Origin of the sequence: Streptomyces sp. NBC_00341 (assembly GCF_041435055.1) — a bacterium.
In the GTDB taxonomy this organism is placed as follows: domain Bacteria; phylum Actinomycetota; class Actinomycetes; order Streptomycetales; family Streptomycetaceae; genus Streptomyces.
The window spans coordinates 6,313,698-6,327,514 of sequence record NZ_CP108002.1; the positions used below are offsets into that span (position 1 = coordinate 6,313,698).

Genomic DNA, 13,817 nt, shown 5'->3' on the forward strand with positions numbered 1-13,817 from the left:
ACGGCTCACACCAGGCTCTCCCGCCACACCCGGTGCAGCCCCGCGAACCGGCCCGTGCCGCCGATGAGTTCGGCCGGGGCGCCGTCCTCCACGACGCGGCCGTGCTCCATCACCAGGACCCGGTCCGCGATCTCCACGGTCGACAGCCGGTGGGCGATCACCACCGCGGTGCGGCCGTGCAGCACGGTGTCCATCGCCCGCTGCACCGCCCGCTCGCCCGGGATGTCGAGGGAGCTGGTCGCCTCGTCGAGGATCAGCACCGCCGGGTTCGCCAGCAGGGCGCGGGCGAAGGCGACCAGTTGGCGCTGGCCGGCCGAGATCCGGCCGCCCCTCTTGCGTACGTCGGTGTCGTAGCCGTCGGGCAGGCCGCTGATGAACTCGTGGGCGCCGATCGCCTTCGCGGCCCGCTCGATCTCCTCGCGGGTCGCGTCCGGGCTGCCGATCGCGATGTTCTCGGCGACGGTCCCCGAGAAGAGGAACGCCTCCTGGGTCACCATCACCACCCCGCGCCGCAGTTCGGGCACGGCGAGATCCCGCAGGTCGGTCCCGTCCAGCAGCACCCGGCCCTCGGTCGGGTCGTAGAAGCGGGCCAGCAGCTTGGCGAGCGTCGACTTGCCGGCGCCCGTCGAACCGACCACGGCCAGCGTCTGGCCGGCCGGAACGGTCAGATCGAAGCGGGGGAGCACCTCACCGCCCGTGCGGTAGGCGAAGCTCACCGCGTCGAAGACCACCTCGCGGCCCGGCAGTTCGCCCTTGAGCGGCGGCAGCTCACGGGGTTCCGGGGCCTCCGGTACCGTCGGGGTCTGGGCCAGCAGCCCGGCGATCTTCGCGAGTGAGGCCGCCGCCGACTGGTAGGAGTTCAGGAACATGCTGAGCCGGTCGATCGGGTCGTACAGCCGCCGCAGGTACAGCACGACCGCCGCCAGCACCCCGAGGGCCAGGGTGCCGGAGGCGACGCGGTAGGCGCCCCACAGCACGATGGCGGCCACCGCGGTGTTGGCGATCAGCCGGGACCCGACGACGTACCGCGCGTTCTCGATCATCGCGGCGCCGTTGGTGCGGCGGTGCTCGTGGTTCAGCTCCTGGAACACCGCGTCGTTGGCCGGCTCCCGGCGGAACGCCTGGACGGGCCGGATGCCGTTCATCGTCTCCGCGAACTTCACGATGACCGCGGCGATCGCCGTGGACCGGGCGGCGAAGATGACCCCGGCCCGGCGCTGGTACTGCCGCACCAGCAGATACAGCGGGGCGAAGGAGAGCACGGCGACGGCGCCCGTCGCGAGATCCAGCCAGAGCAGCATCAGGGAGATGGAGACGAAGGAGAGGACGACCCCGATCAGCTCCTGGAGCCCCTCGCTGAGCAGCTCCCGCAGCGACTCCACATCGGTGGTGGAACGGGAGATCAGCCGGCCGGAGGTGTACCGCTCGTGGAAGTCCACGCTCAGGGCCTGGGCATGGCGGAAGATCCGGCCGCGCAGATCGAGCAGGGCGTCCTGGTTGATCCCGGCGGAGGCCCTGATGAACGCGTACTGCATGGCTCCCGCGCCGGCCGCGCAGAGGGCGTAGCCGGCGCCCACGGCGATCAGCGGCCCGTAGTCCTCGTCCCGGAACGCGGGCACACCGCTGTCGATGGCGTACGCGACGAGCAGCGGACCCGCCTGCACCGCGATCTGCTGGACCAGCAGGAACAGCGCGGCCACCACGATCCGGGCGCGGTGCGGGCGCAGCAGCGACAGGAGCAGTTCGCGCGTCGCACCACGGGGAGTGGGCAGGTCGTCGCGGTCGAAGGAGTCCCTGGGGGCCGGGGCCGGCGCGGCCTTCTCGTCGTCGTCTTCCGTGGGCCGCCCCGTCGTGGTGCTGGTCATCGGCTGCTGCCCTCCTCGGCAGGGGCGTACACGCCCAGGGTGTCGGTGGTGGGCCCGGGGGCGGAAGAGAACGCGTCCTCGCCGTCCGGGAGGTCCGCGCCGGACATCAGCCAGGCGTACTCGGCGTTGCCGCGCAGCAGTTCCTGATGGGTGCCGACCGCGCTGATCCGGCCCTCCGACAGGAGCGCCACCCGGTCCGCGAGCATCACGGTGGACGGCCGGTGGGCGACCACTACCGCCGTGGTCTCCTTCAGTACACTGCGCAGCGCCGCCTCGACCAGCGTCTCCGTGTGCACGTCCAGCGCGGAGAGCGGGTCGTCGAGCACCAGGAAGCGCGGCCGGCCGACGACGGCGCGGGCCAGCGCGAGGCGCTGGCGCTGACCGCCGGAGAGGCTCAGCCCCTGCTCGCCGACCTGGGTGCCGGTTCCGTGCGGCAGATCGTGGACGAAGTCGGCCTGCGCGACCGAAAGGGCCCGGCGCAGCTCGTCCTCGCCGGCGCCCTCCGCGCCCATCAGGACGTTCTCCGCGACGCTCGCGGAGAAGAGCGTCGGCTCCTCGAACGCCACGGACACCAGCTCCCGCAGCCGCTCGCGCGGCATCGCGGTGATGTCCTCGCCGTCCAGGGTGATCCGCCCCGACGTGGCGTCGTGCAGCCGGGGCACCAGCGCGGTGAGCGTGGTCTTGCCGCTGCCGGTGGCCCCGACCAGGGCTATCGTCTCGCCGGGCCGGATCCGCAGATCGATCCCGTCCAGCACCGGAGCGGAGTCCGGCGCCGCGTCCGGGTAGCGGAACCGGACCCCCTCGAAGACCATGCCGCCCGCCCCGGACTCCGCCCCGGACTCCGCCCCGGACGAACCCGCCGCCCGGTGTGTCGCGGTCTCCGCCTCCTCGGCCACGTCCATCACCTCGAAGAACCGGTCGGTCGCCGACGCCGACTCCTGGCACATCGCCAGCAGGAAGCCGATCGACTCGACCGGCCAGCGCAGCGCGAGCGCCGTGGAGAGGAAGGCGACCAGCGTGCCCGCCGAGAGACCGCCGTCCGCCACCTCGATCGTGCCGAGCACCAGCGCCGCCCCGATGGCGAGTTCGGGGATCGTCGTGATGAGGGCCCAGATGCCCGCGAGCAGCCGCGCCTTGTCCAGCTCCGTGGCCCGCAGCCGCTGCGCGAGGGCGCGGAACGCCAGCGCCTGGCTGCGGTGCCGGCCGAAGCCCTTCACGATCCGGATGCCGAGCACGCTCTCCTCGACCACCGTCGTCAGGTCTCCGACCTGGTCCTGGGCCTTGCGCGCCACCAGCGAGTACTTCGCCTCGAAGACCGAGCAGACGATCATCAACGGCACGACGGGGACCAGCAGCACCAGGCCGAGCGTCCACTCCTGACCGAGCAGAATCACGAAACCGACCACGATGGTGGTGGAGTTGACCACCAGATAGGTCAGCGGAAAGGCCAGGAACATCCGCACCAGCATCAGGTCCGTGGTCCCGCGCGACAGCAGCTGGCCCGACGGCCACCGGTCGTGGAAGGCCACCGGCAGCCGCTGCAGATGCCGGTACAGGCTCGCCCGCATCGACGCCTCGACGCCGGCCAGCGGACGCGCCACCACCCAGCGCCGCAGGCCGAACAGGATCGCCTCCGCGATCCCGAGCAGCAGCAGGTACAGCGCCCCGAGCCAGACACCGCCCGGGTCCCGGCCGGCGACCGGGCCGTCGACCATCCACTTCAGCACGAGCGGGATCACCAGGCCGAGGCACGAGGCGACGACCGCGATCAGGACGGCGGACGAGAGCCGGGCCCGCACCGGCTTCACGTACGGCCACAGCCGCATCAGGGAGCGTGCGGTGGACCGGTCTTTGGGCTCTACATGTTGTTCGGGCATCAGGCGCGAGCCTACGGTTCACCACTGACCTCGCTCATCTGAATTTCCGGCCCCGGCCGCGGCTTGACGCACGGCACACCGAGTCCGATATTTGGTCGGCCCCGGGGAGGGGCGGCTGTCGCGGGTCACGCGGCGGCCGGGCGGTGAACATCAGGGGCGGGAAACATGACGACGACCGACGTGTACGACGAGCGCTGTGAACAGCTCTTTCTCGCGGGAGGCCTCGCCGGGGTCCGGCGCACGGCCACCCAGGGGCTCGACGAGGCGGGGCCGCACGCGGATCTGTACTGCTGGCTGGCCGTCGCGCACGCCTCGGAGGACGACGACGACCACGACACCGAGGCCGAACGTGCCTTCCGCAGAGGTCTGGCCCTGGACGCGGACCACCTCGGACTGCTGGCCGGATACGCCGAGCTGTGCCTGCGCAGCGACTCGTTCGACCACCCGGGCCGGGCCGCCCGCGCCGGGGAGCTGACCCGGCGCCTCGAAGAGCTCGCCCCCGACTCCGCGGAGAACGCTCAGCTGCGGGCCGCCCATCGCTGGGCCGGCCGCAGCTACTGGCAGGACCTGCGGATGTCGGCGGCCGAGGCCGCGGTGAAGCGGCGGGAGCGCGAGACCCGGAGCGACGAGATCGCCGGAGCCCTCAAGGGCCGGGGACCGGGGGAGGCGCGGGCCGCGGCCCGCGCGGCCGCCGCGGCCCGGCCCGACGACCGGCGGGCCGCCGTTCTCGCGGACACACTCGAAGCGCTCTCCGGGCCGGGGACCGGCTGGCTGCGCTGGGCCGCCCGGCACCGCGCGGAGGCGTGGGCGGTGTCGTTCGCGCTCTCGGCGCTGACGAGTCTGCTGCTCAGGACGACCGGTGTGGTCCACGGGTTCGGTCCCTGGGGGCTGCTGTGGACGGTGCCGATGCTGCTGGCCGACGCGAGGCTCACCTCGGTGCGCAAGGAGGCCGAACGGCTGGCCGTGGCACGCCTGGAGGCACGGCTGTCGGGGAGCGAGGAGGCCGGTTCCGCCACCGCGCCCGCCACCACCGCAGAGGCGGGCGCCTGACGGGCCGCACGACGGTCGTAGTCCGGCATCAGCCGATCGGCTGATGCCGGTTCGAGCGCGATGGCGGATGGAGCGCGCGGGCGGGGGCGGGGATGCTCGTGGCATGGCAATCATCGAAGTGGACGGGGTGCGCAAGGCCTACGCCGGACGCCCCGCGGTGGACGGGGTGAGCTTCACCGTCGAGGAGGGCGAGATCTTCGGGATCCTCGGCCCCAACGGCGCCGGCAAGACCACCACCGTCGAATGCGTCGAGGGACTGCGGGTCCCCGACTCCGGTACGGTCCGCGTCGCAGGGCTCGACCCCGTCGCCGACCACGACCGGGTGACGCTGCTGCTCGGGGCCCAGCTCCAGGAGAGCGAACTCCAGCCCAAGATCACGGTGGGCGAGGCGCTCGAGCTCTACAGCGCGTTCTACCCGGACCCCGCGGACTGGCGGGCACTGGCCGAACGCCTCGGCCTGCACACCAAGCTCACCACCCGGTTCGGCCGGCTCTCCGGCGGCCAGAAGCAGCGGCTGTCCATCGCGCTCGCACTCGTCGGCAGTCCCCGGGTCGTGGTCCTCGACGAGCTGACCACCGGCCTCGACCCGCGCGCCCGGCGCGACACCTGGGAGCTGATCGAGGAGGTATGCGACAGCGGCGTCACGGTGCTGCTCGTCACCCACTTCATGGAGGAGGCCCAGCGGCTCTGCGACCGGATCGCCGTGATCGACAAGGGCCGGCTCGCCGCCCTCGACACCCCCTCCGGGCTGATCGCCAAGGCCGGCAGCTCCACGGTCATCTCCTTCACGCCCTCGCAGCCGCTCGACGACGACGAACTGACCCGGCTGCCCGGCGCTGCCTCGTACGAGAGCCGCAACGGCCGGATCGTCATCAACGGCACCGACGAGACCGTCAACGCGGTGATCTCGCTGCTGGCCCGGCTCCGTATCACCGCGCACCAACTGCGCGTCTCCGAAGCCACCCTGGACGACGCGTTCCTCGACCTCACCGAGCACTCCGGCCCGGCCGCCGGCCACGAACTCACGGAACGGGGAGTCTGAGATGGCTACTTCGCACACCGCCCCCGCACACACCCCCCGCCCCACCCCCGCCGGCGCCTCGTTCGCGGTCCTCAGGTCCGAGACCCGGCTCTTCCTGCGCGAACCCGGCAGCCTCTTCTGGATCCTCGTCTTCCCGACCGTGCTGATGGTGATCCTGGGACTGATCCCTTCCTTCCGGGACCCCGACGCCGCGCTCGGCGGCCGCCGCGTCATCGATCTGTACGTCCCCGTGGCGGTGCTGCTCGCCATGATCATGGCCGGGCTCCAGGCGATGCCGCCCGTACTGACCGGCTACCGCGAGCGCGGCATCCTGCGCCGGATGTCCACCACGCCGGTGCGCCCCTCCGCCCTGCTGGGCGCGCAGATGGCCCTGCACGGGGCCGCGGCGCTCGGCTCCGCCCTGCTGGTCATAGTGGTCGGCCGGATCGCCTTCGACGTGTCCCTGCCCGGACAGCCCTTCGGCTACCTGCTGGCGCTGCTGCTGGCCGTCGCCTGCGTGCTGGCCCTGGGCGCGCTGGTCTGCGCGGTCTCCCGGACCGTCAAGATCTCGGCCGCGATCGGTTCGGTCGTCTTCTTCATGATGATGTTCACCGCGGGCGTCTGGGTGCCCGTGCAGACCATGCCCGACACGCTCCGCCGGATCGTCCAGGTCACCCCGTTCGGTGCGGCCTCCCAGGCCCTGGACCGGGCCGCGTCCGGTGACTGGCCCAGCTGGGGCTACCTGGGTGCGATGGCCCTGTGGGCCGCACTGGCGGCGGCGGTCGCGGCCCGCACGTTCCGCTGGGAGTAGGGGATCGGGGAGACTTCGGCCATGTACGCGGATGAGAGCGAAGCCGTGACCGGGGCGCCGACGGCCGAGCAGTGGTGGGAGCGGTTCTTCCGCTACGGACCGTACGGGCTGCTCGCCCTGGCCACCGCGGTCTCGGCCGTCACCGGTGACCTCATCATGTCCCGCCAGGACGTGTACGCCGTCTCGGTCCTCGTCCCGCTGGCCCTCGTCCTCCAGCTCTGGTGGGGACGGACGTGGGCGGCGGCGGGGTCGCGGGCGGCGCGGTCCTACTTCGTCGTCCGCACGCTGCTGGCCTTCTGGCTGACCTGGTGCAACCCGTTCTTCGCCATCTTCACGACGCTCGGCTACTTCGACGCCGCCCGGCTGCTTCCGCGCAGGGGCGTCAGGGCCGGGCTGCTGGCCACCGCCGCCATCATGGCGGGCTCGCAGTCCGGCAGCGGCCTGCCGCCCGTCAGTCTGATGAACTGGGTCGCCTTCGTCATCCTCTTCGCCCTGCACGGGACCCTCACCATGGTCTTCGCCCAGATCGGCAGCCGGGAGGCGGAGCAGTCCCGTACCCAGGACGAGACCATCGCCGCCCTGGAGCTGGCCAACGCCCGGCTCGAACAGGCCATGGCGGAGAACGCCGGACTGCACGCCCAGCTCCTGGTCCAGGCGCGTGAGGCGGGCGTGGCCGACGAGCGGAGCCGGATCGCCGCCGAGATCCACGACACCATCGCCCAGGGGCTGACCGGAATCATCGCCCAGCTCCAGGCCGTGACGTCGGCGGCGGTCACCGATCCGGAGCTGGCCGGGGAACACCTCCTGCGGGCCACCGCGCTGGCCAGGCACAGCCTGGGCGAGGCACGCCGCTCCGTGCACAATCTGCTTCCCGCCGCGCTGGAGCACGACGATCTGCCCGGCGCCCTCAAGAAGACGGTCACCACGTGGTCCGAACGGACGGGCGTGCGGGCCGAGTTCACCGTCACCGGCACGGCGGAGCCGCTGCACGACGAGGTCGGCGCCACCCTGCTCCGGATCGCGGAGGAGGCCCTCGCCAACGCGGGCCGCCACGCCGCCGCCTCCCGGACCGGCGTCACCCTGTCCTACATGGGCGACGAGATAACCCTCGACGTGCGGGACGACGGCCGAGGCTTCGACCCGGGCGCGCTGGAGCCGTACCGGGGCGCCGGCGGATTCGGGCTCGGCGGCATGCGGGCCCGCGCCGAACGCATCGCGGGCACGGTCGAGGTGGAGACGGGCCCCGGCCTCGGCACCGCGGTCTGCGCCCGGGTCCCGCTGGTCCGCGACGACTGAGCCACCGCACCGCCCGCGGGCACAGTACGGTGGGCCGCTATGGCTGAGGAACCCGCGCGCGTCATCACGCTGATCGTCGTCGACGACCACCCCGTCGTACGGGACGGGCTGCGCGGCATGTTCGCGTCCGCGCCGGAGTTCGAGGTGCTCGGTGAGGCGGCCGACGGCGTCGAGGGCGTCGAGATGGCCGTCCGGCTCGACCCCGACGTCGTCCTGATGGACCTCCGGATGCCCGGCGGCGGCGGGGTCGCGGCGATCACCGAACTGACCCGGCGCGGCGCCCGCTCCAGGGTCCTGGTCCTCACCACGTACGACACCGACTCCGACACCCTGCCCGCGATCGAGGCCGGTGCGACCGGATACCTGCTCAAGGACGCCCCGCGCGAGGAGCTGTTCACCGCGGTGCGCGCCGCCGCCGACGGCCGTACCGTCCTGTCGCCCGCCATCGCCTCCCGGCTCATCTCACGGGTGCGCTCGCCCGCCGCGTCCGGCGGCGAGACGCTCTCCGCGCGGGAGCGCGAAGTGCTCGAACTCGTCGCGAGGGGGACGTCGAACCGGGAGATCGCCGCCGTGCTGTTCATCAGCGAGGCCACGGTGAAGACCCATCTCACCCATGTCTTCGCCAAGCTGGGCGCCAAGGACCGCGCGGCGGCCGTCGCCGTCGCGTACGACCGGGGAATCCTGGGCTGAGCGCCGGGCTCACTCCCGTACCCGCAGCAGCAGGAGCGATCTCGCGGGCACCGTGAGGGCCGAGTCGCCCCGGTGGACGGTGCCCGGTGCGGTGGACTGGTCCTCGCGCGCGGTGTCCAGGACCAGTTCGTAGTCCCGCGCCCACGGCGGGCCCGGCAGCCGGAAGTCCACCGGGCGGTCACCGGCGTGCAGCACCGCGAGGAAGCTGTCGTCGCTCACCTGCTCGCCCCGGGCGTCCCGGCCCGGGATGTCGCGGCCGGAGAGGTAGAGCCCGACCGTCGCGGCCGGTGCGTACCAGTCCTGCTCCGTCATCTCGGCCCCCTGCCGGGTGAACCACGCCAGGTCCCGCAGCCCGTCCGGGGCCTGCGGCCGGCCGGAGAAGAAGGCGCGGCGGCGCAGCACCGGATGGGTGTGGCGCAGCGCCAGCACCCGGGCCGTCAGCTCGGTCAGCGCGCGCCACCGCGGCTGCTCCAGCAGCGACCAGTCGACCCAGCTGACCTCGTTGTCCTGGCAGTAGGCGTTGTTGTTGCCGCCCTGGGTGCGGCCCATCTCGTCGCCCGCGACCAGCATCGGCACCCCGGTCGACAGCAGCAGGGTGGTGAGGAGGTTGCGCAACTGGCGCAGGCGCAACGCGTTGACCTGGGGGTCGTCACTCTCGCCCTCCGCGCCGCAGTTCCAGGACCGGTTGTCGCAGGTGCCGTCGCGGTTGCCCTCGCCGTTGGCCTCGTTGTGCTTCTGCTCGTAGCTCACCAGGTCGCGCAGGGTGAAGCCGTCGTGCGCGGTGACGAAGTTGACCGAGGCGTACGGGCGGCGCCCGCCCCACGCGTACAGGTCGCTCGACCCGGTCAGCCGGTAGCCGAGATCGCGTACGTCGGGCAGCGCGCCGCGCCAGAAGTCCCGTACGGCGTCGCGGTAGCGGTCGTTCCACTCGGTCCACAGCGGCGGGAAGGCGCCGACCTGGTAGCCGCCGTTGCCCACGTCCCACGGCTCCGCGATCAGTTTCACCCGGCGCAGCACCGGGTCCTGGGCGATCACCGCGAGGAACGGGGAGAGCATGTCGACGTCGTGCATCGAGCGGGCGAGCGCGGCCGCCAGGTCGAAGCGGAATCCGTCCACGCCCATCTCGGTGACCCAGTACCGCAGCGAGTCGGTGATCAGCCGCAGCACGTTCGGCTGCACCACGTGCAGGGTGTTGCCGCAGCCGGTGTAGTCCGCGTATCTGCGGGCGTCGGACTGGAGCCGGTAGTAGCCGCGGTTGTCGATGCCGCGCAGCGACAGCGTCGGGCCCAGCTCGCCCGCCTCCGCCGTGTGGTTGTAGACCACGTCGAGGATCACCTCGATCCCGGCGTCGTGCAGGGCGCGCACCATCCGCTTGAACTCGCCGACCTGCTGCCCGGCGGTGCCGCTCGCGGAGTAGCCGGCGTGCGGGGCGAAGTAGCCGACCGAGTTGTAACCCCAGTAGTTGTGCAGCCCGCGCCGCAGCAGATGGTCCTCATGGGCGAACTGATGTACCGGCAGCAGCTCCACGGCCGTCACCCCGAGGTGCTTCAGATGGCCGATCGCCGCGGGGTGCGCGAGTCCGGCGTAGGTGCCGCGCAGCTCCTGGGGGATGCCGGGGTGGCGCTGGGTGAAGCCGCGCACGTGGAGTTCGTAGATGACGGAGTCGGCCCAGGGCGTCTTGGGCCGACGGTCCTCGGCCCAGTCGTCGTCATCGTGGACGACCACCCCCTTGGGGACGTACGGGGCGGAGTCCCGTTCGTCGCGCACGGTGTCCGCGACCTGCTGCTCGGGCCAGTCCCTCACATGGCCGTACACCTCGGCCGGAAGGGTGAAATCGCCGTCCACGGCACGTGCGTACGGATCGAGGAGCAGCTTGGCCGCGTTCCAGCGGGCGCCCGTCCACGGGTCCCAGCGGCCGTGCACCCGGTAGCCGTAGCGCTGACCGGCCCGCACACCGGGTACGAAGCCGTGCCAGATCTCGTGGGTCAGCTCGGTCAGCGGCAGCCGGGTCTCGGTGCCGTCCTCCTCGAAGAGGCACAGCTCCACGGCCTCCGCCCCGCCCGCCCAGAGCGCGAAGTTGGTGCCCGCCACCCCGTCGGGCCCCACCCGGAAGCGGGCTCCGAGCGGCATCGGCGTACCGGGCCACACGGCGGGAGCCCGCTGTCCGGGGCCGGCGGCGGGCCGCTCCACCGCCCGGCCCGCCGGCCTCGGCCACGTCTTCGGTACTGCCTCCTGCTCGGCTGCGCTCGACACCTGTTCGCCTCCCGCGGCTCTTGGGGGACCGGCACCGAAAGGGAGCGCGCGGCGTCCCGGCCGCGGCTCCCCGAGTGTGGTCGTCCCCTCTGTTCTGCCCACGAGTGGCCCCGCACTCACGTTTCCCACCGGCGGCCCCGTCGTTGGGGGGACGTGAACCACGTAGCGAAGAAGGCAGGCGCGAGCCGGCCCACCGTACTGAGACGGTCGGGGCTGCTCGTCGTACTGGCCGTACTGGTTGTTCTGACCGGCTGTTCGGGCGCCGGTTCGATCATCGGCGGGAAGTCCCGGTCGCCGCAGGAGGCCATCCGGATCACCCCGCAGGACCGGGCCGAGGACGTGAAGGCGGACGCCGAGGTCGAGGTGAAGGTCCCGGACGGGCGGCTGGAGAGCGTCAAGGTGACCCGGATCGAGGACGCCCAGCAGCAGGAGGTGAGGGGCCTGATCGCGAAGGACGGCCTTTCGTGGACGCCGCAGACGCCGCAGGGCGCGGCGGGCCGGCTCGGGCTCGCCGCCAAGTACAGCGTCGACGCGGTGGCCGTGGACGGCGCGGGGCACCGCTCGGCCCGCCACACCACCTTCACCACGGTGGTGCCCGAGCACCGCTTCATCGGCTACTTCAAGCCGGAGAACCGGTCCACGGTCGGCACCGGCATGATCGTCTCCTTCGAGTTCAACCGCGCGATCACCCGCAAGGCGGCGGTGCAGCGGGCCATCCGGGTGACCAGCGATCCGCCGGTCGAGGTGGCCGGGCACTGGTTCGGCGCCGACCGGCTGGACTTCCGCCCGGCCGCGTACTGGGAGCCGGGCACCGAGGTCACCGTCGAGGTGGGGCTGCGCGATGTGGAGGGGGCGCCGCGGGTGTACGGCAGCCAGCGCAAGACCGTCCGCTTCACCGTGGGCCGGGAGCAGATGTCCCGGGTGGACTCGGCCGCGCACACCATGCAGGTGCGCCGGGACGGGCAGCTCGTCTCCACGGTCCCGATCACGGCGGGCTCCCCGACGACGACCACGTACAACGGCAAGATGGTGGTCAGCGAGATGCACGAGGTGACCCGGATGGACGGGCGGACCGTCGGCTTCGGCGGCGAGTACGACATCAAGGACGTACCGCACGCGATCCGGCTCACCGAGTCCGGCACCTTCCTGCACGGCAACTACTGGTCCGACGACGACATCTTCGGCTCGACCAACGTCAGCCACGGCTGCATCGGGCTCCGTGACGAGCAGGGCGGCAGCGGGTCCACCCCGGCCGGCTGGTTCTTCGACCGGACCCTCATCGGCGATGTCGTCGAGGTCGTCAACTCCAAGGACAAGCGGGTGGCCCCGGACAACGGGCTGAGCGGCTGGAATCTCAACTGGACCCAGTGGAAGGCTGGTTCCGCCGTTCACTGAGGCTCACCGGCCCGTCCCGGAGCCCTCCGGGACGGGCCGGGCCGCCGCTTTGTACAGCCCCTCGCGCGGGCGGCGCCCCCGACCAGGGCAAGTCCTGAATCAGTTGGGACGGAACGGTGACATTCCGGGGGAGATCTGTCCGCAGCCGGTGTGATTATCTTTCGCTGAGCGCGCATATGCAGCGCGCGGGGGCGGGAGCCTGCGAGCTCCCAGGGCCGGCCTTGGCGGGGCCAGGCCGTGCGAGGGGAGACGACCACATTGAACGGGCAGCCGATATCGGGGACATCGGTCGGGGCGGACAGCGGGCGGCGCGGACGTGGGTCCACCGGACTGCTGGCCCTGGTGCTGGGCGCGTTGCTGCTGCTGGTGACGGCATGCGGCGGCGAGGACGGCGGGGACGCGAGCAAGGGCGGCGCCGGCAAGGGCGGGGCGAAGGGCGGTGACACCACCGCCTCCCAGGCCGTGGTGAAGGTCGCCCCGCAGGATGGTGCCGACTCCGTCGCCACCAGCGGGGCGCTGAAGATCTCGGCCGAGCAGGGGAAGCTCTCCACGGTCAGGGTCTCCGACCCCAAGGGGGCCGAGGTCGAGGGGAAGATCGCGGCGGACGGCACGAGCTGGGAGCCGGACCAGCACCTGGCCTCGGCGACGAAGTACAAGGTCCACGCCGTGGCCAAGGACGAGAAGGGCCGTGAGTCCGCCAAGGACACCGCCTTCACCACGCTGGTCCCGAAGAACACCTTCATCGGGCAGTACACCCCGGAGAACGGTTCCACGGTCGGTGTCGGCATGCCGGTCTCGATCCACTTCACCCGCGGCATCACCGACCCGGAGGCCGTCGAGAAGGCCATCAAGGTGACGGCGGATCCGGCCGTCGAGATCGCGGGCCACTGGTTCGGCAACGACCGTCTGGACTTCCGGCCGCAGGACTACTGGGCGGCCGGTACCAAGGTGAGCGTGAAGCTCAACCTCGACGGCGTCGAGGGGCGCCCGGGGGTCTACGGCAAGCAGGTCAAGACGGTGTCGTTCACCGTCGGCCGCCGGCAGGTCAGCACCGTGGACGCGAACACCCACCGGATGAAGGTCGTCCGCGACGGCAAGCAGATCAAGGACATCGCGATCTCCGCCGGCGCCCCGGCCACCACCACCTACAACGGCAAGATGGTCATCAGCGAGAAGCTCCGGGTGACCCGGATGAACGGCGACACCGTCGGCTTCGGCGGCGAGTACGACATCAAGGACGTGCCGCACGCGATGCGCCTGTCCACCTCGGGCACCTTCATCCACGGCAACTACTGGGGTGGTTCCGGGGTCTTCGGCAACTCCAACACCAGCCACGGCTGCGTCGGCATGCTGGACGCGCGCGGCGGCGGCGACTCGGGCACCCCGGCGGCGTGGTTCTTCGACCACTCGCTCATCGGTGACGTCGTGGTCGTGACGAAGTCCCACGACAAGACGATCGCCCCGGACAACGGCCTCAACGGCTGGAACATGGACTGGGCGCAGTGGACCAAGTAGCTCCGCGGCACTGACTACGGACCCGTATGACGCCGGCCTCCGGA

At 72.0% G+C, this 13,817-nt stretch carries 10 protein-coding genes; 7 read left to right on the plus strand and 3 right to left on the minus strand.

Annotated elements, in window-relative coordinates; all coding sequences use genetic code 11:
• Positions 1-5: 5 nt before the first annotated feature.
• Both OG892_RS28550 and OG892_RS28555 read right to left on the minus strand, forming a co-directional pair.
• Positions 6-1,865 carry an ABC transporter ATP-binding protein gene (locus OG892_RS28550; protein WP_371630640.1) on the minus strand — a complete coding sequence of 620 codons (1,860 nt, stop codon included), beginning with the start codon at positions 1,863-1,865 and terminating at the stop codon, positions 6-8.
• Positions 1,862-3,742 (minus strand): ABC transporter ATP-binding protein, encoded by a 1,881-nt coding sequence (locus OG892_RS28555; protein WP_371630641.1) that lies wholly within the window; start codon positions 3,740-3,742, stop codon positions 1,862-1,864. The genes OG892_RS28550 and OG892_RS28555 overlap by 4 nt, the downstream gene beginning before the upstream one ends.
• A 165-nt stretch (positions 3,743-3,907) precedes the next feature.
• Between OG892_RS28555 and OG892_RS28560 the strand changes: the two genes are divergently transcribed.
• From OG892_RS28560 to OG892_RS28580, 5 genes are all read left to right on the plus strand, one after another.
• Positions 3,908-4,792, plus strand: a complete 885-nt coding sequence (locus OG892_RS28560; RefSeq protein ID WP_073738601.1) for a hypothetical protein — start codon at positions 3,908-3,910, stop codon at positions 4,790-4,792.
• A gap of 103 nt (positions 4,793-4,895) precedes the next feature.
• Positions 4,896-5,834 carry an ABC transporter ATP-binding protein gene (locus OG892_RS28565; RefSeq protein WP_371630642.1) on the plus strand — a complete coding sequence of 313 codons (939 nt, stop codon included), beginning with the start codon at positions 4,896-4,898 and terminating at the stop codon, positions 5,832-5,834.
• Between the two features lies 1 nt (position 5,835).
• Complete coding sequence (locus OG892_RS28570) at positions 5,836-6,624, plus strand: ABC transporter permease (RefSeq protein WP_371630643.1); 789 nt, start codon at positions 5,836-5,838, stop codon at positions 6,622-6,624.
• Positions 6,625-6,645: 21 nt separating this feature from the next.
• On the plus strand, positions 6,646-7,920 hold the full coding sequence (locus OG892_RS28575) for a sensor histidine kinase (RefSeq protein WP_371630644.1): 1,275 nt from the start codon (positions 6,646-6,648) through the stop codon (positions 7,918-7,920).
• A 39-nt stretch (positions 7,921-7,959) separates the two neighbouring features.
• Positions 7,960-8,610, plus strand: coding sequence for a response regulator transcription factor (locus tag OG892_RS28580; RefSeq protein ID WP_073738605.1), 651 nt, complete (start codon positions 7,960-7,962; stop codon positions 8,608-8,610).
• Between the two features lie 9 nt (positions 8,611-8,619).
• Here OG892_RS28580 and glgX read toward each other — a convergent pair whose 3' ends face one another.
• Positions 8,620-10,863, minus strand: coding sequence for a glycogen debranching protein GlgX (gene glgX, locus OG892_RS28585; RefSeq protein ID WP_073738606.1), 2,244 nt, complete (start codon positions 10,861-10,863; stop codon positions 8,620-8,622).
• A gap of 153 nt (positions 10,864-11,016) precedes the next feature.
• Here glgX and OG892_RS28590 point away from each other — a divergent pair, with 153 nt between their 5' ends.
• Complete coding sequence (locus tag OG892_RS28590) at positions 11,017-12,258, plus strand: Ig-like domain-containing protein (RefSeq protein ID WP_073738607.1); 1,242 nt, start codon at positions 11,017-11,019, stop codon at positions 12,256-12,258.
• Between the two features lie 258 nt (positions 12,259-12,516).
• Positions 12,517-13,773, plus strand: a complete 1,257-nt coding sequence (locus OG892_RS28595; protein WP_073738608.1) for an Ig-like domain-containing protein — start codon at positions 12,517-12,519, stop codon at positions 13,771-13,773.
• The last annotated feature ends 44 nt before the right edge of the window (positions 13,774-13,817 follow it).

What these genes read in the sequence shown, in the direction of transcription:
- OG892_RS28550 (WP_371630640.1), bottom strand. Translation starts at nt 1,865, where the DNA reads ATGACCAGCACCACGACGGGGCGGCCCACGGAAGACGACGACGAGAAG.
- OG892_RS28575 (WP_371630644.1), top strand. Translation starts at nt 6,646, where the DNA reads ATGTACGCGGATGAGAGCGAAGCCGTGACCGGGGCGCCGACGGCCGAG.
- OG892_RS28555 (WP_371630641.1), bottom strand. Translation starts at nt 3,742, where the DNA reads ATGCCCGAACAACATGTAGAGCCCAAAGACCGGTCCACCGCACGCTCC.
- OG892_RS28560 (WP_073738601.1), top strand. Translation starts at nt 3,908, where the DNA reads ATGACGACGACCGACGTGTACGACGAGCGCTGTGAACAGCTCTTTCTC.
- OG892_RS28565 (WP_371630642.1), top strand. Translation starts at nt 4,896, where the DNA reads ATGGCAATCATCGAAGTGGACGGGGTGCGCAAGGCCTACGCCGGACGC.
- OG892_RS28570 (WP_371630643.1), top strand. Translation starts at nt 5,836, where the DNA reads ATGGCTACTTCGCACACCGCCCCCGCACACACCCCCCGCCCCACCCCC.
- OG892_RS28580 (WP_073738605.1), top strand. Translation starts at nt 7,960, where the DNA reads ATGGCTGAGGAACCCGCGCGCGTCATCACGCTGATCGTCGTCGACGAC.